The sequence below is a fragment of the Candidatus Poribacteria bacterium genome (genome assembly GCA_028820845.1).
GTDB lineage: Bacteria > Poribacteria > WGA-4E > WGA-4E > WGA-3G > WGA-3G.
Genome location: JAPPII010000114.1, coordinates 1 through 25,829, shown reverse-complemented (window position 1 = coordinate 25,829; position 25,829 = coordinate 1). Strand labels below are relative to the sequence as shown.

14 protein-coding genes are annotated in these 25,829 nt (G+C 47.5%); 10 read left to right on the top strand and 4 right to left on the bottom strand.

The window, feature by feature from the left end:
* Positions 1-120: 120 nt before the first annotated feature.
* The gene (locus OXN25_20565; GenBank protein MDE0427253.1) at positions 121-2,091 is read right to left on the bottom strand and encodes a T9SS type A sorting domain-containing protein; all 1,971 of its coding nucleotides are present in this window, start codon (positions 2,089-2,091) and stop codon (positions 121-123) included.
* Between the two features lie 446 nt (positions 2,092-2,537).
* Here OXN25_20565 and OXN25_20560 point away from each other — a divergent pair, with 446 nt between their 5' ends.
* From OXN25_20560 to OXN25_20550, 3 genes are all read left to right on the top strand, one after another.
* Entirely contained in the window at positions 2,538-3,515 is a 978-nt protein-coding gene (locus tag OXN25_20560; protein MDE0427252.1) for a hypothetical protein, read from the top strand.
* Between the two features lie 6 nt (positions 3,516-3,521).
* Positions 3,522-3,779 carry a DUF104 domain-containing protein gene (locus tag OXN25_20555; GenBank protein ID MDE0427251.1) on the top strand — a complete coding sequence of 86 codons (258 nt, stop codon included), beginning with the start codon at positions 3,522-3,524 and terminating at the stop codon, positions 3,777-3,779.
* Between the two features lie 472 nt (positions 3,780-4,251).
* Positions 4,252-5,865 carry an AAA-like domain-containing protein gene (locus OXN25_20550; protein MDE0427250.1) on the top strand — a complete coding sequence of 538 codons (1,614 nt, stop codon included), beginning with the start codon at positions 4,252-4,254 and terminating at the stop codon, positions 5,863-5,865.
* Between the two features lie 335 nt (positions 5,866-6,200).
* Here the strand turns inward: OXN25_20550 and OXN25_20545 are convergent, their stop codons facing one another.
* Positions 6,201-7,802 carry a T9SS type A sorting domain-containing protein gene (locus OXN25_20545; GenBank protein MDE0427249.1) on the bottom strand — a complete coding sequence of 534 codons (1,602 nt, stop codon included), beginning with the start codon at positions 7,800-7,802 and terminating at the stop codon, positions 6,201-6,203.
* Positions 7,803-8,893: 1,091 nt separating this feature from the next.
* On the opposite strand from OXN25_20545, the gene OXN25_20540 reads away from it, so the two are divergent.
* From OXN25_20540 to OXN25_20510, 7 genes are all read left to right on the top strand, one after another.
* Positions 8,894-9,673 carry a LamG domain-containing protein gene (locus OXN25_20540; protein ID MDE0427248.1) on the top strand — a complete coding sequence of 260 codons (780 nt, stop codon included), beginning with the start codon at positions 8,894-8,896 and terminating at the stop codon, positions 9,671-9,673.
* Positions 9,674-9,748: 75 nt separating this feature from the next.
* Complete coding sequence (locus OXN25_20535; protein MDE0427247.1) at positions 9,749-10,528, top strand: LamG domain-containing protein; 780 nt, start codon at positions 9,749-9,751, stop codon at positions 10,526-10,528.
* Positions 10,529-10,635: 107 nt separating this feature from the next.
* Positions 10,636-11,652, top strand: coding sequence for an NAD-dependent epimerase/dehydratase family protein (locus OXN25_20530; protein ID MDE0427246.1), 1,017 nt, complete (start codon positions 10,636-10,638; stop codon positions 11,650-11,652).
* Positions 11,653-11,817: 165 nt separating this feature from the next.
* Positions 11,818-12,711 (top strand): DPP IV N-terminal domain-containing protein, encoded by an 894-nt coding sequence (locus OXN25_20525; GenBank protein MDE0427245.1) that lies wholly within the window; start codon positions 11,818-11,820, stop codon positions 12,709-12,711.
* 175 nt (positions 12,712-12,886) lie between these two features.
* Complete coding sequence (locus OXN25_20520) at positions 12,887-13,537, top strand: hypothetical protein (protein MDE0427244.1); 651 nt, start codon at positions 12,887-12,889, stop codon at positions 13,535-13,537.
* A 175-nt stretch (positions 13,538-13,712) separates the two neighbouring features.
* Complete coding sequence (locus OXN25_20515; protein MDE0427243.1) at positions 13,713-14,387, top strand: hypothetical protein; 675 nt, start codon at positions 13,713-13,715, stop codon at positions 14,385-14,387.
* Between the two features lie 505 nt (positions 14,388-14,892).
* Positions 14,893-16,011 (top strand): quinolinate synthase, encoded by a 1,119-nt coding sequence (locus OXN25_20510; protein ID MDE0427242.1) that lies wholly within the window; start codon positions 14,893-14,895, stop codon positions 16,009-16,011.
* A 137-nt stretch (positions 16,012-16,148) separates the two neighbouring features.
* Here the strand turns inward: OXN25_20510 and OXN25_20505 are convergent, their stop codons facing one another.
* Positions 16,149-17,141: a PorV/PorQ family protein gene (locus OXN25_20505; GenBank protein MDE0427241.1), complete on the bottom strand. Its 993-nt coding sequence runs from the start codon at positions 17,139-17,141 to the stop codon at positions 16,149-16,151.
* 77 nt (positions 17,142-17,218) lie between these two features.
* Positions 17,219-25,384, bottom strand: coding sequence for an Ig-like domain repeat protein (locus OXN25_20500; protein ID MDE0427240.1), 8,166 nt, complete (start codon positions 25,382-25,384; stop codon positions 17,219-17,221).
* Between the last annotated feature and the right edge of the window lie 445 nt (positions 25,385-25,829).

The following is a 25,829-nucleotide window of genomic DNA, read 5'->3' as shown; positions in this document are numbered from 1 at the left end:
CCTCCTTCTCCAACCGTGTAGGCAGGTAACATTTCTGAAGAACCGGTTCGTAGTAGCGCAATTTATTGCGCCTCTGTGACTCGCAACGGGCGATGAATCGCCCTACTACGAACCTAAAACTTACTTCCGTATTAGCATCTTGCGCGTCGCACTGAAATCGCCCGCCGTCAGCGTATAGAAATACAAACCACTCGCAACGCGCTCGCCGAACTCATTACGTCCATCCCAATACGCCGCACGACTCCGATTACGATACACCCCCGCAGACTGATGTCCTAAATCCAACTGACGTACCAAACTACCGTTTACAGCATAGATGGACACACGCACATCCGCGGATTCCGACAACTGATACGGTATCCATGTCTCGGGGTTAAACGGATTCGGATAGTTCGCAAGTAAAGTACTCTCCTGGGGCCCCACCGAACTTATTGAAGGTGCAGCAGCAACAGAACTCAATGGTATCAATGACCCATTCCCCAAGGCAATACCTGTAGTGGGGATATTCGCACGTTTAACCACAGTTTCGATAACTTCAATGATCGGGGCACTCTCGACGCCACCCAGAGATGTCGTCCAATACACCCTACCACCCGCAGCGTCCACCGCAACTCCTGCAGGGACACCCGCTAACACAGCGAGCAGCTTCTGACCGGATCCGTTGCCCTTCTGGGACTTGACGACTCCTTGTTCAGAACCTATTGACTCCGTCCAATACACGACACCCTCAGCAACAGCAATACCACCTAAATGACCCAATAAGTTCTCAACTACATTTTCCTTTTTTCCTTTACCGTTGGCAGATACAGACCGGATACGACTCGCTTCCGTCCAATAAAGTTGATGATTCACCTCATCAAAGGCGATATGCATTGGAGAATCCACATTTGAGACAAGGTTCCCATTAAAACCTGAACCATTAACCTTGATACGTTGGATCTTTCCGGTAGAGGTCGTCCAATAAATCCAACGATTGTTACCCTTGTCACTCCCAACAGCAATACCATAAGGCACTGCTTCTATTTCCTTAGCTATTTGGAGATCTCCCCCAGCAAAATTAGCACTGAGAACTCTTCCCATCCCGTCTGCGGTTTCCTCCGTCCAATAAATCCTTCCGCCCTCCATATCCATGGCAAGCCCCCCGGTTAGCGTCCCATTCGTTGGCTTATGCACTTCTAATTTTTCAACTCCTTGAATCGGAGATTCACGATAAAGGGTACCGCCTTCTATCCAATACACCGGTGGAAACTGAGGGGGCTCCGGTGTCAAAGGTGGATCAGGCATAACTGGTTCCGGCTCTGGCTCCGGTTCTGGAGGTGGAGGCGCGATAGCAGTCACTGTAAAAATCTGTGGTGATGAAATACCAGCAGCACTTGCCTCTATTTGATTCTCGCCCTCCTGGCTACCAAGCGTGAGAGTCGTTTTGGCTAAACCGAAACTATCCGTAGATGTCGATTCCGTAGATGTCGATTGATTTGAGAACTTAACTCCGGAGGTAGAGGTACGAGCACGGAAAGTCACTCCAATGTTAGGTAGTGGGCTGCCATTTTGATCTTTTACACCGACTACTAATTCTTGTGCCAACAATTCGCCAAACTCACCGCTCTGGTCATTTCCTAAGACTATCTCCAACGTCGTCGCCTTTGGCGGTTCAGGTTCAGGGATTTCACAGTCCTCGGGTAGTTGTGTTGTTGGTTGCGGAATCAACCGTATAAGCGTATTAAGTTCGCCGGTACTTTTAATAATAGCATGAAAATCTCCATCTCTGAATAACGCTTGGAAGTCTGCATCCAGAAGCAGAAGGATTAGGATGCTATCATCTGCTGCAGGAGCGTAAGCTCTTCGTAGATAGTCAGGTTCCACAACAAAACGGTTCATAGCACTTGAATCAAGAAATAATTGCTTGTGCGGATCTTGAAAAGCGCGCAGGACATCCGGAAAATACCTTTGAACATCCGGATATTGAAACACAGTATCTTTGTACTTTGAAAATACCACTACAGCGGATCGTCCGAAAACAACGCTTGGCATTAAAAGGTAAAATAGACAGGTTGTGAAAATAAGAACACAGACAAATATTTGCTTTTTCATTTCCTTTTCTTTCCTTTAAAACTACACGCTGGTGCGGCGTTGGACTGATTTTTTGAAATTTTACGCAATTCACGCATGTTATTTGTTACAAGAACTTCCAGCGAAACGGCTAATATTTTTTGGGTTTCGCAAGGTAACGTATCAAACGATTAACCTCACGCTTTTATACGCTATGGAGACGAAATAAGTTTCATAATTCTGTCTGAATGCACGTCGCATGAATCAACGATATGAATGCCGTATGGCATTTCCCGAGGCGGGGACACCGCAAATCACGGATTATCGCGGATTTATCGGATGACGCGGATTTTTTAATGGCTGTTGGCTATTGGTAAAGAGGCTGTATTTTTACTTTGACATCTGGCAGTCAATTGATATATAATACGGGTGTGGTGGCGTGTCAGGGTTGAAGATATGCGCTGGGGCACAGGGAGGAGAAAGTTGAAATGAAAAATAACATAGATAAAGAACAACCTGCATCTGATGCGTCTATTTTACCGCGCCAACAATTCGATATTGTAGCCAAAGACCCGTTTTACGTCTTCCCTGAAGATATGCTACAGTTTCTAATGAACAGACAAGACTTTGAGTTTATCGAACACGTTGATAGCAATCTAACCAACGTCGAAGTCCGCCACATGGACGTTTTGATAAAGGTAGCACTTGATGGACAACTCGTTCTCATACACTGCGAAATTCAAACAGACGACAGCCGGAATCCAGATATGGTGCGGCGGAATGTAGGCTATATTGGTAGATGCTATGAAAAATATGGGCTACCTGTCTACTCCTTCGTGCTTTATCTGCGTTCAACAGCCGGGCGCGGGGATCCAGGTGGGTATTTCCAAAATGTACCGGGACATCGTTTTATCGTTGAATATCAGGTCATCCGGCTGAGTGAGATTGATGGACAATCAATCCTGGAAGCACGGCATCCGGGATTAATGCCGTTTACGCCACTGATGAACCCTCCCGCGGGTATGTCAGGACTTGCGTGGACGGAGCATTGTGCGGAGGTAACACGATCACTACCCTTAGATACAAAAGCACGGAGCAACCTACTGGTAGAGTTATGGGTCATGAGTGGTTTGGCACATGAACGCCAACACATATCCACACTACTTTCGGAGGATATCATGGAACAGTCATCTGTTTACCAAATGATTATTGAGCGAGGGATTGAACAAGGTATTGAACGAGGCATCGAACAAGGCATCGAACAAGGTGAGAAAAAAAGTACTATCGAAAATGTATTGGACCTACTCCAGCGACGCTTCGATGTCAGCCATACACACCAGTTGCGTCATCAACTCGAAACCATTGATGATTTACGACAACTCAAGGCACTCTTTCACACGGCTCTCGACGTAGAGCATCTGGAGAATTTCATGCAGGCACTGCAGAGGTATGGGGATGGGAAATGAGAAAGAATGAAAAGGAAAAAGATAAAAGCAACATACAAAAACGGCATTATTGAACCGTTGGATAAACTCAACCTTCCCGAAGGACAAAAACTTGAGATTGAATTCAGCGTTCTCCAAAAAACGCCTCACGAACTCTCCCGTGAAGAAAAAAAAGCATTGATCCAGAAACTAAGTGGTTCAATGAAAGGGGCATGGGGCAGCACCGTCGAAGAAATTGACGCTTATCTCAAGTCAGAAAGACAATCATGGGATCGAGAGTTTTAGATTTCTCCACAGCCAGACGTGCGATAAATCGCACTACTACAAGCCACACCGTTCGTAGTAGGGCAATTCATTGCCCGTCAATTACCCAAATATTTAATGAACTCCATCTGGAGCAAAGAGAGTCTTAGAACAGTCGGGAGATCATGGATTAATTGTCAACCCCTAACCGCTAAAGGACAGGACTATTTAGTTTTCGGTTTTGATTTCGATTTTCGTTTACATAATACCAAATCTGAAAAATAAAGTCGCCTTATAGAGATTGTGGAACTCTATGAGGTATCCGCATGTAAGAGCGCAATGAATTGCGCTACTACGAACGGGTTTTCCTTAATGAGAAGCGTTTATTTAGAAATGGTATAAGTTGACGTTTTTTCTCAACTATCGCGAGCACAGCTCGCTCCTACAGAGGAAAACGTACACACATATAAAGCAATTTTTTTTAAATTAATGCCCCTGGCTAAAGAAAAAAACCGTGAGAACTTTTGGAACGCAGGGTCCTGTCAATCCTCATGATAACTATATCGTTACACGTTCTCAGGAAATCGCTGATTTCATTGTGCGTATCAAAAATGGAAAATACATCGTCATCTTTGCACCCCGACAGACCGGAAAAACGACTTTCTTTCGCGCTGCACTCGCTACACTTACAACGGAAGACCCCTCCTACTTCCCTATTCAACTGGACTTCCAAATCCAGCGTAACGCCGCACTCCCCGCTTTTTATGCCCAGCTCCTCTACATGATTCGTAGGCAAATCCAATTCGTTTTCCAAAAACGCGGCGAGTTACTGCCTGACGCACTCACACAATTCTTGGAAAACACATCCCTCACCGACCACTTTTCGATGATGGCGTTCTTTGAACAATTAGGGAGTCTACTCAAACATCACCGAGTTGTTCTCTTTATTGACGAGTTTGACGGCATTCCCGAGGAGATTGTGAGCGATTTTCTCTACGCCCTCCGCTATATCTATCTCTCCGAGGAATTTCACTGTCCTCACAGCGTTGGCATCGTCGGCGTTAAAAACATCAGGCAACTCAACTATGACGACTCTATTTCACCTTTTAATATCCAAGATGAGTTCGTCGTGCCGAACTTTACCCTCGAACAGGTCGGTGAACTCCTCGCACAGTATACAGATGCGGTCGGACAACCTTTCGCACCTGAAGTCATTCAGACCCTCCACAAACAGACGGCTGGTCAGCCGTTCCTCGTCAACCGCGCCGCACAAATTCTGACAGCGGAACTCAACATTCCCAAAACTGAGACAATTACGATGGATCACTTCTCAAAAGCCCATACGCAGCTTCTTGAGGAAGGCAACACTAACATCGATCATCTCCTAACCAATGTTCGCAGGGATCGGCACTTTGAAAGAATTCTCATGAGAATTGCCTCTTATGACAGAGGTTTAACTTTCAACCCGGACGATCCACTTATAAACGCACTCGTCACCTATGGCGTCATTAAGAACGGAGACGATCGAATGTGTGAGATCGTTAATCCGATCTATCAACACCGGATCCTCCAGACATTCAAGCCTACAATTAACGGACTTGAATTGACATATCTCCCCGAAGACATAGATTTTACGGATTACCTCTCTCCTACAGGAGCGTTGGAGATAGCGCAGCTCTTGGATAACTTCCAGGACTTCATCGCACGCGCAGGGTTCAGGATCCTCCAAGTCCCAGACACGCCGCAAGAATACGTTGGACAGTACTTGCTTTATGCCTATCTGGACACCTTTGTCCGGATCGTACGCGGCGATATGTTTCTCGAAGTCCAAACAGGCCGTGGCAGGATGGACCTCGTGCTCCTACACAATCAGCGAAAATATATCGTTGAAACAAAGATTTGGGAAGGCAATAGGTCTTATCAGGCAGGCAAACAGCAACTGGCGGCGTATCTCAAATTGGAAGGTGTAAAGGAAGGCTATTACGTCGTCTTTGATCACCGTCAAAAACCGGAAACTCGCGTAGAGACGGAAACCGTGGCTGGTGTGAGCATTCGGAGCTACGTCATTCCCATCATACAAGCAGCCCCTTCAAATGCTACGGTGAATGCTAACACCATTTCTAATTAAAGGAAGATGATTTATTAGCCTCTTGGGGGATCTAAGACATAGCACTCCGCTGGAGTGTGGAGTTTTGGCAAACTGAATGAAGAATTAATTTTTTAATTCGGTAATATTGCTATTCTTGGAAGCCCGAACTTGTTCGGGAGCATACACACGGGCCCAAACAAGTTTGGGCATCCGCCAGAGGTGACAAATTACCGAATACCGATAATCACAGCAGAACAACATACCTATAGAAAAAAATCAGGCGATCAACACACATCCAAAAGATGCACATCAATCGCCTGATTTTAATTGGGTTCATAGATACGATTTTTCAAACGCACCTATAGAAACAAGATTTACTTCCGAACCAGCATTTTATGCGTGGCTGTGAAATCGCCAGCAGTCAGCGTATAGAAATAGAGTCCACTCGCCACCTGCTCGCCGAGTTCGTTACGACCATCCCAATATGCCGCCTGGCTCTTGCTCTTATAAGTGCCAGCTGCCTGATGTCCTAATTCAATGGTCCGAATCAGGGAACCGTTCATGGAATGGATCATCACAGTGACTTCCGTGGCTTTCGCCAACTGATACGGAATCCACGTTTCAGGGTTGAACGGATTCGGGTAGTTCAGCAGGAGCTTCGTCTCACTCGGAATTCTGGAAGCCAGAAGTGCCTCAAGATTCGCGATACCGAGATTAAAGATAGCGGAACCATCGTCCTCAACCTGTATGAGTCCAATCCACGCTTGAATCGTTTCAGGTGTGACGTTCGCCACGCTGGCAACAGGGGCACTACCATCAGCATCCGGATTATTTGCGCTTCGGATGTTAATAGTTGCCACTGCCTGTCCCCATGACGCACTTGAAGCGACTGCCATAAGATCAAGGGCATTGACAAAACCGTCGTTGTTCACATCTGTCCTCGGATTACTTGCGACATTTCCAAGGCTACCAGCTATGGCGACCAGATCCATCACATCAACCATGCCATCACGATTGACATCCACTGCCGGGAACCTGTTCGTCGCAACAATCGGATTGACGACAACATGGTAAGATTCTCGACTTGCTTGTGAGGCATTATCAGTGATTGCGGTCAGTTGTGAATCACTGAGTTGAATATTGCTCAAGCCCAAGGCTTCCTCTGCAAATTCCAACAGTTTAAATTCCACTGTTAGCAGCAAGCCGCTTCCAGTGACACCCGGCACGGCTGGCGTAAGCGTCTCAACACCATCAGTAGTTTGTCGTCCAATACGAGCCTGATATGCCTTGATTTTACCGCGAGTTCTCGTATCTGCCATAAAAAGGGCATCTATGCCGCCCTCTTCAAGAAAATCACCTTCAGTGACTGAAACGAGGCTAAGTATCTGGGGATTGTATGTAATCTCCATTTGCCATGCCGATAAATCACTGGTAATGATTGGTGGCAGAAAATCCCTAGCCCAAATCTGTTGCGTGAGGGTATCGCCGACCTGCAGTGGCGAGCGTGTTCCCGTGCCGTTTACATTAGGCGGTCCCACAACAATCCTCGGAGCATCCGGGCTTCCACCGAGAAGCGCCCGAGCCTCCAGACCATTGTTACCCCCTTCAGGCCAAACTGCTGTAACGTGAGCACCGGATGATATCACAGTACCCGTAACAACCAAACGACCTGTATCACCATCAGTAGTGTACCTTGCTGGCGAAGTATGAGGGCCGGCAATAATTCCACCTTGACCAACCACAGACGTGACATTGATACCTACCCATGAAACATTGAGGGTAATTTCAGCTTCAGGTGTCACAGTAAATCTCACTTCTGCTGTATCCCCTATAGCATAATCACCTGCTTGCTTATTTGTTTCGACCAGCAGCCCATCCTGTTGCGCATCAGCCAGATTACCAACAAGCATGAACGCAATACCCGAGAAAACGAGGACAAAGTAAGCAAATGAACTTAAACGTGAAAACGTTTTCATCTATTCAATTCTCCTTAAAGTTAAGTTTGAAAAACTTTAAAACAAACTATGTTGATGTGCTCGAGCACATTCATCAACCCCCACCGCGCTAACAGCAGGGACGCTACGCGCCTGTGTGTGGGTTACCGCACTACATTCGCGTCGTTCGTGCCTCGCGTTTTGGAGGCAACAGGTGCGAAGCCTGTTCGCGGGGCAGGCCCCGCATTCCTTTGCAGACATTTCTGCCTGTTCTCCATTCAATCGTAATAACGATTGAAACCTTTGTGTCAAGGTAACTTTTTTCGGTTACCCTAAATTATACATAATACACATTTTAAATGCAAGTAATTTTCAGCACTCATGAACATGATGGACCATTTACGATTAACTTGCCAAGTATCTTCTTAGGTTCTCATGCACATTATGCAGGATGTAACTAAAATTGTCAAGTTTTCTTTGAATGCACCGCAATTCCAGTCAACTGCTCTGCTATCACAAAACCGAAAACCGCTGCGGTTACGTTAAAATTATACACGATACAGCTATTAAATGCAAGAAAATCTTGAAATTAAGTGTATTATACATCATTTAGCATAAAATTGTCAAGATTTTTTTGATATGGTTTATGGTGGAAACAAAAATAGATAGACACAAAGTGCTTTACCATTGCTGGCGAGGTTTCCTAACCTCGCCAATGCAAAGTATCCAATTAATTCTAAACCTTACCATAAGTAACGTCAATTTGTTTCGATGGGTGACAAGTTTTTTTCGCCGACGCGGGGCACAGCCTAACAGGAAACCATGCTACAATTCAAAATCTCATTTTAGCGTTGATACAAAAACCAAAATTTGTTAAAATCTTACCACAAACACGACTTCTTGAAAATATCCGTGTTTTTTGGAACACGCGCGGTTCATAGTAGCGCAATGATGAAGTTTCAGAAAATGATTCGGTAATTGACGGGCAATAAATTGCCCTACTACAAACGGACCGGTTCGTAGTAGTGCGATTTATCGCACGTTGAAAATTACTGAATTAATAAATTAATCTTCATAATTGCGCTTTGCGTAAGTCCTATTTTAAAGGTATTTAAGGTAACTAAGGAGACTCCATGAAAATTTTTTCAGTAATCACATTCTGTCTACTCATAACGACGGCATTCGCGCACGCTGATTTAATGGACGGGCTTGTTCTGTCGCTTGATGAAGGCTCGGGGTCCGTGACACAAGACTTCTCACCAAACGGATTTGAAGGCGAAGTGATGGGCGGCGCAACATGGATTGACAGACAATTCGGCAAAGCCCTTCAATTTGGGGCGGCTGCAGATCACGTCCTTATTGAAGACGACGCTGCTTTCCATCTCGAAGGCGCGATGACACAGGCAGCATGGGTGCAACTCGACAGACTGCCAAACGCACACGCTATTATCTTCGGTACCCGGCAGAGCGGGGCAACTCGGCATATCGGTTTCGGGTTCGGTATGAATCCAGGAAACGGTATCAAAGTTTGGACAAACGGTGCAAATGGTGGATTCAAAGATATTAACGATAACGAAACAGAATTAGAGTTAGGCAGATGGTACTATCTCGCTTATACTCATACAGACGACAACAACGGCTTAGTGGAGATCTATGTGGACGGCGAGGTGACGTATTCCGAAGAATCCGGCAACCCGGTCGCGCCTGCTCAAAACACGAGTGCGGTGACTATCGGCACCTGGGGCGGTGAAGCATGGACAGGGAGCGTTGACGAGGTTAGACTTTGGGAGCGTGCCCTCTCGGCTGACGAGATCCAAGCGAGCATGGACCAAGATGCTACGTCGTTCCTAACACCTATAGAACCGAAAGGGAAACTCACTACGTCTTGGGCGAACATTAAGTCGAACAGATAGCTCGGCTTCGACTTACTACTGGTAACCGTCAACTGACAACTGATAACCAACAACCATTAAAAAAGGAGAATCACGATGAAAAGGTTACTATTCTGGCTGGCTTTCTGTGCTGTCCTCGCGTTTTCAGCGAACGTTGAAGCGATTCGGAACGATCCTGACCTACTAATCTACTACTCCTTCGACGAAGATGATGACAAAGAGGTTGTAGACGACACCGGGAACGGGTTTGATGCCGAAGTCGATGGCGCAGACTGGAGCAAGGAGGGCAAAATTGGCGGTGCGATGGAGTGTGAGCAAAGCGCTATTAAATCACCACCAGAGGTACCCGGCCTCACCGACGTTGAACTCACAGAGATGACCGTGGAGCATTGGGTAATGATTAAGGCACCTACCGGTGACACACAGCAAATCTGGGAATCACTGAATGCTGCAGGAGCGTGGCCCGCGGAAACCTTCATCGAAGGGGCCGCGGATATGGTGTTCTACATCTACGACACTAAAAACACAGAACACCGGACACCGATTCCGGTTCTACCAACTAAGAAGTGGGTGCATATTGCTGGCACGTATGACGGCAAAGTTCAGAAGTCTTATCTCAACGGCAAAGTGGTGGGTGAAGATGATTGGAGTGGTAAGTTCACAATCTTTGCCGCACCGACGGGTGCTATTGTTCTCTGCAAGGACAATGAGGCAGATATTCAATACCTCAACGGATTTATTGATGAGTTTGCTTTTTATACACGTGCCTTGAGCGAGGACGAAATTAACGCTGATATGAACAAAGGTGTTTTATTTTCCGTTGATCCTAAGGACAAATTGAGCACCACATGGGCAAACATCAAGTCTGAGTATTAATCAAAAGACGGTAGGGACAGGTCTCAGTGCCTGTCCCTTAAACATATCGACTTAAGAGAAAGGCGATATAGGATTCCTAATCGTCGCTAACTTTTTAACCTCCTTTGATAAAAACAGAATCCCAATTAGAATCATATTTATCCAAGCCGACAGATGAAGTAATCGCGGCACTCGCTGCGCTGGAAGGGGATATCCTCATCCTCGGTGTCGGGGGCAAGATGGGACCGACACTCGCGAAACAGGCGAAACGCGCCATCGACGCTGCAGGTATCACCAAAAGAGTGATTGGGGTCTCCCGTTTTTCGACATCCGGCGTACAAGAAAACTTACAAGCAGCGGGTATTGAAACGATTGCCGCCGATTTACTCTCAGAAAACAGTCTGCAAAACCTACCTAACATCGAAAATGTGATTCTAATGGCAGGTAGGAAATTCGGCTCTATAGGCAATGAAAGTCTGACGTGGGCGATGAACGGCTATATGCCGGGACGTGTAGCGGATAAGTTTCGCAACTCCCGGTTGGTCATTTTCTCAACAGGGAACGTCTATCCGCTGACCCCGGTCTCTTACGGCGGTGCCACTGAGAATTCACCTATTGCTCCGATTGGTGAATACGCGCAATCGTGCCTGAGCCGTGAGCGGATATGCACCTACTTCTCATCGCAATTCGGTACGCCGATGGCAATTTTGCGACTGAACTACGCCATAGACCTCCGCTATGGTATACTGTTGGATATCGCTGAAAAAGTTTATGCTGAAGAGCCAATCTCCTTGGAAATGGGAAATGTGAACGTAATCTGGCAAGGCGATGCGAATGCGGTCGCCTTACGGGCTTTTGCGCACTGTCAAAGCCCACCGTTGATTCTCAATGTGACGGGTCCAGAGACTGTTTCTGTCCGATACCTTGCGTCATGTTTCGGAACACTCTTTAGCAAATCGCTGCGTTTTGACGGTGAAGAGGCAGAAACTGCCCTGTTGAGCAACGCCTCTCGGTGTCATCAACTGTTTGGATACCCTTGTGTCTCCTTAGGGCAGATGGTTGAATGGGTAGCAGAATGGGTCAGGATAGGCGGCACAACGCTTCACAAACCGACCCATTTTGAGGTACGCGACGGGAAATTCTGAAGTGGGTGGTGAGTCGTGGGTAGTGGGTAGTGAGTCAAGAGAGGTCTCTTTAACCCAAAACCCAAAACCCAGAACCCTCATAAAAAACATAGACAAAAAATGCGAATTTTGTTAGTATGTCAGAGTAGTCTTTTTTTCACGTTTGTACTTTTAATCGATAGTGCTTTGTGCCAACCACAACCGCCCCTAACGATCGCTTTCGCCTCGGATGTGAGCGGTGACTGGGAAATCTATCTGACAGACACCGCCGGGAAGCAGCCTGTGAATCTTACACGCAACCCTGCGGCGGACTACTATCCAACGTGGGCACCTGACGGCACGCAGATCGCATTTTTTTCACGGCGAGACGGAAATCATGAGATTTACGTGATGCAGGCTGATGGCAACGACCAGCACCGATTAACACATCACCCCGGGACGGATAAAGCACCAGCGTGGGCACCCGACGGTAAACGCCTCGCTTTCACATCAAATCGCGGCGGGCATTTCGACATCTACTTGCTTGATCTTCATAACGATGAGGTCATCCAACTTACGCAAAATGCCTTTGAAGATGAGATTCCAGCGTGGGCACCCGATGGAAACAGTCTCGCTTTCCACTCAAAGCGGGAATTCAATTGGGATATATACGTCGTTGATGTCCATACCGGAGTTGAACGGCGGTTGACGGATCAACCGTTGATGGACACTTATCCGGCTTGGGCACCTGACGGCACACGGATTGTATACGCCGCCATGCACCAAGAGGCAGAACTCGCCGATTTTGACTTGTATATTATGGACGCAGTGAACGGTGAAAATAAGGAAGCTTTGACCGATACACCCACAGATGAAGCCGTTCCTGCTTATGCACCTGATGGAGATACTATCGCTTTTCAATTTGAAAAAGACGGCAGGTGGGTTATCCATCTCATACGTGCTGATGGTAGCGAACGCCGTGAATTAATTAACAACGGTGCATGGGCAACACAACCGAAATGGTATAGCGGTCCAGATGCACTATCAATAGAACCTTCAGGATTACAAATTCAACAATGGGGCAAAATCCGAACCCCATAACAAAATGGCTGTCAGTCATCAGGGCGTTCGCTACGCTCACTGTCAGTGGTCAGTAGTCAGTTAGAGATCGTTATCGGTATTAGTAGAAATTTCTGTAAACACCACAACGCCTTACTGATTGCTGAAAGCGCAGCGCTCTGATGGCTGAGTGCTACAATAAAAGGAGATACGTTTTATGCGTTTCACAACTTTAGTATTAGGTATGCTCTTCATATTCGGATTACTGCTAACAAGCGGTATCAGTTACGGCTATGAGCGGGCAATTGAGGCAGAAATGGCGGATGCCATCGAAGCACCAATGATAATCGACGACGATGCCGATGCTTCAGGGGGCCAGTTTATATGGATGGAAGGACCTCCATTGGCTGGTGGCGGTGGTGAAGGTTGGGCAGAATACATCCTGCCTATCCCAGAAGCCGGCACTTACGCACTCTGGGGCAAGGTCATCGCATGGGACGGTAACAGTGATTCCTTCTGGGTCACGTGGCAACCCGCCGATCCAGACGAAAACGCTCAAGAGACTCAAAACACTGAGTTCCGCTGGGGTGTTGGCCAAGGTGAAGAATGGCACTGGGACCGTATTAACCACTGGTTAGACGGCGGAACATTTGAACGGGAATGGGAATTGGAGGCAGGCGAAACAACACTCCGTATCGCAGTTCGGGAAGATGCGACAATGTTGGATGTAATTTTCATCACCGACAATCTTTCTGAAGATGAAGCGGAAGCAGGTCCCCGCGACCCGATTCCATCAGATTCCTTAGTCCCGGTTGAACCGCAAGATAAACTCACTACAACCTGGGGTAAACTCAAAGCAGCAAGATAGGTAATAGCAGTCAGGGCGTTCCGTTCCACTTCACTCTCAGCGATCAGCGGTCAGTAACTCGTTTGTGGCAATAATTGAACGTTTGTCATACCCACAACATCCTGCTGACTGCTGAGAGAGTTGTGTAGCAACGCGCCCTGACCGCTGACTACTATACAAAGAAAGGAGGTTTGCGATGAGACACAGTATAATTTTCATGCTGGTTATATTAACAACATTCTTATATGGAACAGCAAGACTTGGCGCAGAGGTTGAGATTGCTCTCGAAGCGGAACTCGCAAATGAGATGGTAGAACCTATGATTATTGCAGAGGATAAACTTGCCTCTGATGGGAAATTTATCTGGATGGAAGGCGCACCGGTCGCCGGTGGCGGTGGCACAGGTCATGCTGATTTTATCATTAATATTCCGGAACCGGGGGACTATGCTCTCTGGGGGCATGTCATCGCATGGGATGGCAACAGTGATTCCTTTTGGGTAACATGGCAACCCGCCGATCCAGACGAAGATGCCCAACAGACACAGAATACAGAGTTTCGGTGGGGCGTTGGTCAAGGTGCCGCGTGGCACTGGGACCGTATCAACCACTGGTTAGATGGCGGAACATTTGATCGAGAGTGGGAATTCGACAAAAAGGGTGAGACGCTTTTACGGATCGCTGTCCGGGAAGACGCTACGATGATCGATGCAATCTTCGTGACAACTAACGTGAAAGCGACAGCCCCAGATCAAGCGAACGTTCGGCTCCCAAACGATAGAGACCGGAAGATACAAGTTGAGGGGCTTGCTGTAAGTGCAAAAGGCAAAGCCGCGACCACCTGGGGGACCCTAAAACGGGCGTATCAATAAGAAATGGTGGCATGAACTTGCATGTGCAGGTCTTACTACGAATATTCGCTCGATGTCCGGATTGCAGGTCAGCGTAAGGCATAGATTTGATGAACCGGTTGTTTTGAAACAGATAACACTGTTCCCGGTAATAATCAATACGCCATAAATCGAATCCGCGTTCAAACTGAACAACACGCTCAGGTGGGCCAAGATGGAGTCGTAGTTTCTCCACTGCCCGCCTGTCTCGCTTAATAAGGGTATGCGTTGCATACGCAAGTCCCGACAGAATCCCAGCCAACGCAATTTTCCCTCTTAATTTAACCGAAATACTCTCCGCAGCCGGTGTCAACCCCCACATTAGAGAGAAAATAAGGGCGAAAGCGCACATCTCTTTTTTTTTCTCAGAGAAAATTTGACATAAACTTCGCATTTTTGTCTTAACCTTGACAAAAAGAATAGTTTTGGGGTATCTTAATAGGAACGATTAAAAATTGACTTGGAGCGTGATAAAAAGATGACTGTTATGCGTTCTAACGGAGAAACCCCTCAAGCAACAGATACACCTGATTGTACAACCGACCTCAGTGTTGAGGACGTTAAGCAAGAGTTATACAAGCGACACCATCCGAGTTTAACGTTTCTCGATATAGAGGCGCATGCCAAGACCATCCACAGAATACGCACATTAAAGCAGAAGCACGACGTTGTGATGCTCGGTCACAACTATATGGAACCGCTCGTCTTCGGATTGTCCGAAAAAGAGGAACAGGGCGATTCACTCGGCTTGAGTATGTACGCAGCAAAAACGGAAGCACCTTATTTAGTCTTCAACGGTGTACCGTTTATGGCAGAAACAGCGAAAATCTTAAGCCCCGACAAGACGGTGTTAGTTGCAGATAAAACAGCAGGATGCTCACTCGCCGATAACTTCGGTGCGGAAGATGTCAGGGAGTTGAAAAACCTCTATCCCGGTGCACCAGTGATGATCTATGTGAACAGTTACGCCGATGCGAAAGCGGAATCGGATATCTGTTGTACATCGGCAAACGCAGCACACATCGCAAAAACGTTACCCGGGGACACAGTAATTTTTGTGCCGGACATCTTTTTCGCCCAGAATTTAGAGGAAGAGTTGAAGGACGAGAAAAAGGTTGTCTATCCCGGTAAAGATAATACTGCGCGCGGCGCAGTCTGTGAAGTTCATGAAAGATTCACACTTGCCGACCTTCTAAGTATCCGCGAATCCTTTGAAATTCCGAAAGGACACCCCAGCCGCAAACTCTATGCACACTGGGAATGCCGTCCGAATGTTTTACAAGAAGCAGATTTTTACGGCAGTACGAGTCAGATTATGAAGGACATTGCGGCGCGTGTGGCAGCGAATCAGCTGGAACGTGCTTTTGTCGCCTCGGAGTGTGAATTAACCTCGAATCTGGCACAAGAGTTCCCGGCGGTCCAATTCTGGACAGCCTGTTCCGTCCGATGTTCACACATGGCAAAGGTGAGTTTGGGCAAGATTGCGAATATTCTGGAAGCAATTGATCAGAACGATGACCTCAGCGAATATGAGGTTACACTCAACCCTGAAGTTATCGACAAAGCCCGCGCACCAATCGAGCGAATGCTTGAAGCGAGTGTTTAATAGCCGTCAGCCATCAGGTCGCTACGCTTTCAGCCGTCAGGTAAGTCGTGTGGCAGTTGCGGACGTTTTCGCTCGCCACAAGCGAGTTACTGACAACTGAAAGCGAACGTAGTGAGCGTGCTGACCGCTGACCGCTACTAAAACCTTGTAATAAAAGAGACGCGATGCGCATTACCGACGTAAGCGTCCGGTACGAAAGCGTAGTCGAATTGAAAATCAATATTCGCTAAGGCATCCTCGCCGCTGCGTCGGACACCAACGCCGAGTGACAACCCGTCACTCGGATTCTCGTTTAAGCCGATACGGTAGCCGATACGCGCCGCCACACTGCCATAGAACCAGCGTTCTGCCCCAACGTGAAAACTTGGGTTTGCATCAATGAGTGGAAGGTGTGCATCGGCAACGAGAGCCCACATTTCACGTTCAGGCATCGATTCCGTCGACTCCTGCCAAGCCCTATAAGCCAGACCTGCACGGAGTGCCATCGGCAAGTTCTCCGCTCCATCTAAGACTCCAGCATTTTGGACAGCGACCCCGATACCGAGATGATTGTCAAGGAGCCGCAGGATTAAACCGACATCCGCGGCAGCACCGTAGGCGTTTTGAATATCGAGTTGCTCTGAAATTATCTTCGCCGTACCACCGATAGATATGGCAGTACCAAGCGGATAAGCGACAGATAAACCCGTAGCGAATCCCCCAACAGTTACCGTGCTATCCGGGTCTTCCGTTGGGCCTTGCCGACGCTCAATTTCTGTGAAACTGCCGAGGAAACTTGCCCCCCAGACGAACCCATTGACCCGTTGTGCGTACCCGATAGACTGATTGTTAATATCGGCGAACGAAAAGTGCTGCATTGCCGTCAATTCCTGGTCATGAACGGCAGTTAAGCCTGCAGGATTCCAAAAGATGGTGTTGACATCGTTCGCAAGTCCTGCAAATGCCCCACCCATCCCGACAGGACGACTCCCGCCTTCAATCTTGAGGAAAGCGGCACCTACAGTCCCGGCTCCGTCGTGGATATTAACTGCGTTGGCAGTTGGGACACCTGCGGTTATTATGAGAAGCACCATTACATTGTACCGCCAAGCCCACACGCGGCTTGCGAAAACGGCTCCCCTTTTCTCCATTATAAATTCTCCTTTTTCGCTATTGGCTATTCGCGGTTCGCGGTTCGCGAAGAGCGGTCTGCGGTTCTCCCTGACAACTATTCCACAACAAGCACTTTGCCGACAGCGTTTGCGCTATTTCCAGCTGCGTTGATCGCTTCTAACCGGAAGATATAGAGCCCTCGTGCGACTTGGTTCCCCGCCTGGTTCTCCAAATTCCATTTCACTAACTGGTCGTTCCGCTGCCCCGATACAACATCCGGATAGGTCTGTGAGAGGATCATATCGCCACTCCAATCATAGATGCTCAAGGTAAGTTCAACAGTCTCCCCGAGTGGTACGTTAACATCAAAGGAAAAGAATGCGACATCACCTCTGGAGATCCTGAGTGGATTTGGCCATCCAAACGTCGGTTCTCGGAATGTCAGAGATACCGACATGGTATATTCTCCGATGTCGTAAACCGCGTAATTGCCCGCATTGTCGGTAACGCGAACATCCAAGTCATATTCACCAGAGCGCGTTGGTAGGAAATCAATAGACCAGATGCTCCACGGCTCCTGTTCAGCGTTGCTATCATCAACAGCAGGGACCGGATCAATGGGTTGATTATCGGGACCAATCCCGACGATTTCAACAAGCCAGACCCCAGATGCTGGGACAGAGATTTCGCCCTCCCCGACGCGTTGCGTGCCGGTTGGGTCAGAGGCTGTCCCTTCTAAAGGAAGTGCTGCATCGGTGAGTTCAGTCTCACCCCCATCACTCGTTACAGCACCAGTAGGCACCGTCGTTTCATAAAGAAATTCCGTTGTAATAGAATCGGTGGGTGCGAAGCCGAGGAGTTCAGAGTCGTTTCCGACACTAATAACCGTAATTTGATAAAGCCCTTGGGCTGTTAAACCATCGGATTTGAAGAGAAGCGTATCAATACCGTTTTGTTGCGTGTTTCCAGAAAGTTCGGCACCATCAGGTCCCCTGACGACAATTCTTGACTGAGCGAGGTTAACACCTAAGCCCGTGTCAAACATGTTCGCTTGTATAACGACCCCACCCGTCGTAGAAACTGCTGTCGGATAATCTATTGCATTAATGTCAACGAGAAGTGGCGCATCATTGAGAAGCAAGGCACCTGCATCAATCATCGGTGGGCTGGTGTCGTAGGTAAAGACCTTTTCATAAGACACATCCCCGTTGCCTGCTTGATCTTTGGGGGTAACCGTCACTCGATATTCACCATCAGCTGACCCGTTGTCCGCAAGGGGCACAGCAAGTACAAAACGGAGCGTGGTTTGGTTGTCATCCTCAACGCGTCCGTCAATTTTGGTTGGGTTGGGTGAAACGCGTTCAAGGACGAGCCATTCTTCATCAACGTTTTCCCAATCAATTCCCGATTGCTCATCGGTCGGGTTAACATGAATTTCCGTCAAGGAATTATTAACATCAGGAGATGTAACAATGAGGCTAATCGCTTCAGGCTCAACTTCGGGGACTTCTGTATCATGAGTGAAGGTGAGGAACTGAATATCCCCAATTCGTCCAGATCCACTGATGGGTGTAAACTCAATGGTATATATTCCGTCGTCAGACCCGTCTACAGCGAGTGGACGGGCGAGGTTATAAATCAACCGGTCAGTCTCACGGAGTTGTTGTCCAGCAACGACTTGATTTGAAGCATTCAGGAGCCGTAGGGTCGAGAGATGGTTTTCATCATCATTTTCAATTGTCACCTCTATCTGATCAATTTCTTCGTTACTAAACGCTTCATCTACTGGCATCGTTGTTGGCAAGGTCGAAACAAGGATTGGCAAACGTCTTGAAATTTGAAAACCGCGTTCAAAGACAGTCGCCCTCCCGTTCCCTGCTCGGTCGATAGCTCGCACGCGAATGATATAGCGTCCATCCTCAATAAGTTGGTTCGTATTCAGTGTTAACTGTGTCGCCGCGTCACTCACCAGTTCACCCGATATTTGGGTTCCATTTGGGTCAATTAGCGTCAACGTAGTAGCTTCCCAGTCCATACCACTTCCTCCGTCATCGTTGAGGGTTACCAGGACCTGTGTACGATCCTCGGTAACAAGGGCACCATCAGCAGGGACAGTACTCACCAGCGTCGGGGCTTGCGTATCATAGACAATACGGTGTTCAACACCGAAAGCATTCCCAGACTTGTCAGCTAACTCAATACGGACAGTATAGTTTCCATCCATACTACCGTCACGGGATAACGGTTCATCCAGTGTGAGAAAGATTTCGCTGCTCGTATCATTCGTGAGTTGCACTGGTACAGGGTTTCCACTCACATCAAGCAGGCTAACTTTCTGCGCCGACAATTCGAGGTCTGCAGGACCAACATCTTCGACGCTGAAATGAAACTGTGTCAAATTGTCGCTGATATATGAAACAGGTTGACTGAGATCAACAGGATCAGCAAAAGTTATCTGGGGCTTTTGGGTATCGTAGACAAACTCACGATAGACGGTGTTGCCCTGCCTTCCAGCCTTGTCAATAGGTACGACATATACGCTGTATCTTCCATCCGTGCTGCCGTCAGAGGTAAAGGCTGCGGGTTCCCAACCAATCAAATCCACACCATTAGAACCGGTAATTCCCGGAACGACTATTCCATCAGGCGTTTGCACTTGGATTATTGAACCCTGAGTACCGAACGCTAATCCCGTCTCCGTTGGATCAAGGAGCGCAGCAATTATAACCATATTGCCGGCATTGACATAAGCGACCCCTTCCTCCTGCTCACCTATAATAACTCTATCAACACTCGGCAACGGTATATCAAGGATGAACTCATAACTCGCTGCACCCGATGCCGCATTACCGGCTATATCTTGAGGGGTCACAGACAACGTATACGAACCAATCTCCGTCAATCCTAAGAAGTTCGCAACAACCTCAGACACCCCATCATCTTCTAACGTGAGTAGAATTGCTGCTTCATCAGGACCGACCAACTCAATCACCGTATTCGAGAAATCAACTTCCGTCAACTCTTCAAACGCAAGCGTGATACTACTAATAGACGCCAAAAACTCAGTCGTTCGATCTGGCACAAGTGCCACCGGCGGATCGGTATTTACCAGAACCGAGGTTAAACGAGGGGCCTTGGAATCATAAACAAATACGTACGCCGAATCTAAACGATTCTGTGCCTTGTCAACAAGCGACACTTGTACGGTATACTGACCATCCGCGCTCCCATCCCGCGGGAACGAAGCTGCAGGCGTTAGATAGAGCTGATTCGTTAATTCATCAAACGTCATCGTTGTTGGGACAACATTACCTGCAGCATCCATCAACGTAATCTCTTGATCCCCAAAAAATAGACCCGCAGGCCCTACATCTTCAATCGTAAACACAAACTGTCTGAAATCACCAGGGATATAAGAGACAGGGTCACTCAATATTAGCGGAGAGGCTGCCGTTATCCGAGGCTTCTCCGTGTCATAGATAAATTGACGATAGACCACATCCCCCCGTCTTCCTGCCTTATCAACGGATGTAATTTCTACTGTATACTGCCCATCAGCACTACCGTCTGTCGGGAGAGATAACGGTTGCCATGTCAACTGGTCAACGCCATTGGACGACATCCGACCCGGCACAACCGCACCTGAAGCACTCGTCACAAGGATATTTGAGCCTTCGCTCCCCAAAACCAATCCAGTTTCAGTCGGGTCAAGGAACCTAACACTTATTACCGCCTTGCCGGCATTGACGTACGCAATGCCATCCTCTTGTTCAGCGATAACCACCCTATCAACGCTCGGCGGCGGTATATCCAGAACAAACTCATAACTTGCCGCACCCGATGCCGCATTACCGGCTATATCCTGAGGGGTCACAGACAAGGTGTATGAACCAATTTGCGTCAATTCTAAGAAATCCACAACAACCTTAGAAATACCATCATCTTCTAACGTGAGTAGAATTGCTGCTTCATCAGGACCGACCAACTCAATCACCGTATTCGAGAAATCAACTTCCGTCAACTCTTCAAACGCAAGCGTGATACTACTAATAGACGCCAAAAACTCAGTCGTTCGATCTGGCACAAGTGCCACCGGCGGATCGGTATTTACCAGAACCGAGGTTAAACGAGGGGCCTTGGAATCATAAACAAATACGTACGCCGAATCTAAACGATTCTGTGCCTTGTCAACAAGCGACACTTGTACGGTATACTGACCATCCGCGCTCCCATCCCGCGGGAACGAAGCTGCAGGCGTTAGATAGAGCTGATTCGTTAATTCATCAAACGTCATCGTTGTTGGGACAACATTACCTGCAGCATCCATCAACGTAATCTCTTGATCCCCAAAAAATAGACCCGCAGGCCCTACATCTTCAATCGTAAACACAAACTGTCTGAAATCACCAGGGATATAAGAAACCGGTTCACTTAATATCAACGGAGACCCGCTGGTTATCCGAGGCATCTCCGTGTCATAGATAAACTGACGAGAAACAATATCACCGCGCCTGCCAAGCTTATCCACAGGTGTAACTTCTACTGTGTATCGTCCATCAACACTACCGTCTGCCGGAAGAGATATAGGTCTCCATACCAATTGGTCAACACCATTTATCTCCGTCTGCCCCGGCACAACCATTCCCGAAGCATTCCTTACCACGATGCTTGACCCTTCACTATCCAACGCTAATCCTATATCAGTTGGATCAAGGAAAGTAGCATCTATCACTACATTATCTGAGTTGAGGTAAGCGACATCACCAACCTGTTCACCTATAACAACCGAACTGACACTCGGCAACGTTAAACCCAGAGCAATCCGGTAATCAATAGAACCGGGAGCAACATTCCCAGCTATATCTCTCGATGTGACAGATAACGTATAGACACCGACTTGATGCAAATCAAGGAAACTCGCCGTGAGTCGAGACTTACCATCATCTCGCAACGTGAGTGGAATCGACACGTTATTCGGAGCTACCAACGTAATCACTGTATTGTCAAAATCAACGCGCGTTGCCTCCTCAAATTGAACGGTAATATGACTTATAGGTTCTACAATCTCGTTAAGCCGCTGCGGTAGGAGCTCCATGGGAGAAGCCGTATTGATCGTGACAGCAGATACTCGCGGCACTTGCGAATCATAAATCAGGCGACGCTCAGCATTAAATCGATTCCCGGCTCTGTCAACAAGTGATATTCTTACCCGATACTCACCATCCATACTTCCATCCCGAGCAAATGGCGCGTCAAGCGTGAGATAGAGGTTACCATTTATCTCATCAGCAATGCGAGCAGCGGCAATAGGTGTGCTTCTCGCATCCAGTATTGATACCGTTTGTTCTTCTAAATCCAAACCGGCAGGTCCTACATCTTCAATGGTAAATTGGAGTTGCGTTAGCGTCCCGCCGATATATGTGACGGGTTGGAGCAACGCCACTGGTGTCGAGGCGGTAATACGAGGTTCCTGCGTATCGTAAATCAACTGTCGATAAACAACTTGACCTTGTCTACCTGTCCTATCAACGGGTGTGACAGCAACCGTGTAACTCCCATCTGCAGTCCCATCGGTTGGCAGGACTACGGGAACCCATCTCAATTGATTCGTTCCACTCCGTGTAGTGATACCAGGGGCAGGAATACCGGTGGGACCTGTGACGGTAATAGTTGAACCGCCATCGCCTAAGTCTACCCCAACACCAGATGGATCCGTAAACGTAACCTCTATCGCAGTCGCAGCACCATTGACGTAAACAATCCCGCCAATCTCTCCATCAATGAGAACAGAACTGACGACGGGCGGAGAGACATCAATTTGAAATCTATAGACAAAGGCAGCTGTGCTCCGATTGCCTATCGTGTCTTGCGGTGTAATTGAAAGCGTATAGTTCCCCGACTGCGTCAAGGCTTGGAAATTCAATGTTAAAGTCGTTCGACCATTATCAAAACGATTAACGGGTATATTTTCGCCAGTTGGACCGACAAGGGTAACACCCGTATTCACAAAATCGACATCATTATCCGGGATTTGTAAATTCCGTGCCGCGCTTCCAGAACGTTCCCCAAAATTTACGACGATTTGTGAGAAACCTGCAGTCAAGTCCGTTGTACGGTTCACAGAAAGTAGGGGTTGGGTGCGTGTTTCAACACGGACACTCTCAATCGCTGGAAATTGCGTATCCAAAAAGACTGGAAATTCCTGTGTAAAGCGTTTTCCACTAAAATCAACGAAGGTCGCAGTTATGGTATATTCGCCATCTGCGGTGCCGTCACGGGGAATTACCGCATCAGTGCTCCAAGTTAGGAGGTTATTTGTCGTATCCGTCTCAATCCTTCGCTCTGGAACAACAACACCTTGAGGATTTGTGACAGTAAGCGTCGATTCGTTGAAATTAATACCCGTCCCAATATAATTAGTAAGTGCTGCGACAACCGTCTCCAAATCAGTGACTATCGTTTCTTCAGGCATTGTCAGTCTTACTTCTGCTCGGGTTTGGCTGACGAGATAGAATTCACGGCGCGCCGGCGCGCCGAGGTTGCCGGCCCGGTCAGTGGGTGTAACCTCTATCACATAGGTGCCATCGTCAGAGCCATCCAAGGCAATGGGCTCCAACACGGTCAAAGTTGCGGTATCTCTTCCATTATTTGCGATATTAACAGGGATATCTATTTGCGCGCCCCCCACTTCCCGTGTTAACCGGAAACTACTTTGAATGAAATCAATACCACTCGCTGTTTCATTCAGAACGATGCGGATTTGTGATAAATTATCAACGGTTTCGTTAGGTGCGGGGAAGGTAGATACAAGGGTTGGCAGTTGAGTATCATAGAGAAACAGGAAAGTCTCGCTATCCCTACTACCGAGTGTATCGGCGAATTGTATGTCAAGCCTATAGCTGCCATCCTGACTCACGAGAGGCTCGTCTAAAACGTAGGTAATTTGGGAGTTTGTTCTATCTACAAAAGTACGACCGGTGAGTAACTCAGCAGTATTTCCAGCACCGATAGCACTAAATTGAATCCGCGTTCCCTGCTCAAAATCGACACCAACCCCAGCATCGCCATCGTTAAAGACGGCAACTATCTGGGTAAGCGGCTGATTCTGGTAAATGGTATCGCCAATTTGGTTGAAGGCACCGCCATCCTGTGTAGGGCTCAAAGAGACGAGTTGCGGTGCGAGGTTATCATAAACAAACGGGACACGAATAGCACCACTTTGATTACCAGCGTTATCCGTTCCAACAACTTCAACGGTATATTCGCCATCGCGAAGACCGTCTTTGGGTAATAAAGGCGATAAAAATACCCACCGAATTTTATTTTTCCCCGGAAATGTCTGCCGCCCTAAAATCTCACCTTCGGGTCCCGTGAGGCGAATCGTTGAACCTGAGAGATTCACACCGTTCTCAAAATTGTCTGCGAGCGTCGCTTCAACAAAATCTAACTGACGGCTAACGCCACTCCCTGGAGCGATAGCTCCGGTATTACCAGCAACGCTCACCAAATTGGGAGGCACATTATCAAAGGTAAATTCTGTTGTCTCTTGAACAAGATTACCGGCTTTATCGACAAGTGTAATTGTTAGGGTATAACTTCCATTTTCGGCACGTACATCTAAGGGGTTTCCTAAACTAAAACTCAGCTGCGTTGTGTAATTGAGGGATCCAGGACGGACAACACCGCGTGCATTCCTTAAGACGACATTCGTCCGTCTCGCAGCGAAATCAATCGCGCTCCCCTCATCCACGTCCGGTATTACAGTTATGTTCCGTAGGGGGACATTGATAAGAATGCCATTAGTAAGCAACAAATTAGGATCGTCATTGGCAAATATGCTGGAGATGCGGGGCGGTCTGGTGTCTAAAATAGCCTCAGCAGTTCTCTCCAATACTTCGCCCGGTGCGGCTTCCTTGTCAAGAACAACGCTAATTGTATAAGTCCCGTCGGCTAACTGTACATCGTTAACACGTCCGTTCCAACTAATACGGACTGATAGGTTTCGGAAGATAGTCCCTCGCCGAATCAGATGTTGATTTGCCCGAACAGTATAGGAATCACCATCTACAGCGGTTTCATTATCAACCGAAAAAACAATATTTAAATGCTCTTTCTCTCCCCTGAAAATCGAATCACCCTTTGCATCAAGTGATAAACTCGTGAGACCTGCCCAGACATCAGCAGGCACCAACAGAACTGCAAGACAGACGACAAAAACCTGACTTATGATAGCAAGTTTCGGCTTGCAAGCAACGCCGCATATATTTTTAATTTTTGGCACTCGTTTCTCCCTTTAGTAGTTATCGGCTATCGGTTATCAGTTATCGGTTAAAGAGAGTCTCTGCAACAATTTCCTTGACCTTGAACGCTCTAAGACACGGTTCCCAGTTAGGGATTCTCTAATAACTAAAAACTAACAACCCGGGGAATGCCATACGGGGAAGCCCACACGGGCTTCATACCGTTGATTTGCATTCATACCGTTGATTAACTGACAACCATAAAAACATCCCGGTATTTCTTTATTGCTTCCCACTATTTATCTTTACGTTCTTGGGGTGACAGCGGATATGGCAATCCATTGTATAGCAACCCTGTTTATATCTGTTAGACGCAAAAATTTTAATTTGGTTGATAAAAGTTGAAAAATCACAGTCATTGGTTATAAGTTATACTACGTAGTGTTTACATTTTGTTAGCAGTGATCAATATAGCTGCGAAATAAA

Bases quoted from the DNA above. Each gene is read 5' to 3' on its own strand.
- OXN25_20565 (MDE0427253.1), bottom strand. From the start codon at position 2,091: ATGAAAAAGCAAATATTTGTCTGTGTTCTTATTTTCACAACCTGTCTA.
- OXN25_20560 (MDE0427252.1), top strand. From the start codon at position 2,538: ATGAAAAATAACATAGATAAAGAACAACCTGCATCTGATGCGTCTATT.
- OXN25_20555 (MDE0427251.1), top strand. From the start codon at position 3,522: ATGAAAAGGAAAAAGATAAAAGCAACATACAAAAACGGCATTATTGAA.
- OXN25_20545 (MDE0427249.1), bottom strand. From the start codon at position 7,802: ATGAAAACGTTTTCACGTTTAAGTTCATTTGCTTACTTTGTCCTCGTT.
- OXN25_20540 (MDE0427248.1), top strand. From the start codon at position 8,894: ATGAAAATTTTTTCAGTAATCACATTCTGTCTACTCATAACGACGGCA.
- OXN25_20535 (MDE0427247.1), top strand. From the start codon at position 9,749: ATGAAAAGGTTACTATTCTGGCTGGCTTTCTGTGCTGTCCTCGCGTTT.
- OXN25_20520 (MDE0427244.1), top strand. From the start codon at position 12,887: ATGCGTTTCACAACTTTAGTATTAGGTATGCTCTTCATATTCGGATTA.
- OXN25_20515 (MDE0427243.1), top strand. From the start codon at position 13,713: ATGAGACACAGTATAATTTTCATGCTGGTTATATTAACAACATTCTTA.
- OXN25_20510 (MDE0427242.1), top strand. From the start codon at position 14,893: ATGCGTTCTAACGGAGAAACCCCTCAAGCAACAGATACACCTGATTGT.
- OXN25_20505 (MDE0427241.1), bottom strand. From the start codon at position 17,141: ATGGAGAAAAGGGGAGCCGTTTTCGCAAGCCGCGTGTGGGCTTGGCGG.